Annotated in this window: 1 protein-coding gene; it reads left to right on the forward strand. The window is 60.6% G+C overall.

Annotated elements, in window-relative coordinates; all coding sequences use genetic code 11:
* Positions 1–254, forward strand: a 254-nt coding sequence (locus tag FAZ79_RS11340) for a RuBisCO large subunit C-terminal-like domain-containing protein (protein ID WP_247709555.1), incomplete at both ends; no start/stop codon positions are given.

Genomic DNA, 254 nt, shown 5'->3' on the forward strand with positions numbered 1-254 from the left:
CCAAGAACTACGGCCGTGCGGTCTACGAGTGCCTCCGTGGTGGTCTCGACTTCACCAAGGACGACGAGAACATCAACTCTCAGCCGTTCATGCGCTGGCGTGACCGCTTCCTGTTCGTCCAGGAAGCCACCCAGACTGCCGAGAACCAGACCGGCGAGCGCAAGGGTCACTACCTGAACGTCACCGCGCCGACCCCGGAAGAGATGTATAAGCGTGCCGAGTTCGCCAAGGAGATTGGCGCACCGATCATCATG

The organism is Guyparkeria sp. SB14A, from assembly GCF_005096345.1.
Classification (GTDB): domain Bacteria; phylum Pseudomonadota; class Gammaproteobacteria; order Halothiobacillales; family Halothiobacillaceae; genus Guyparkeria; species Guyparkeria hydrothermalis.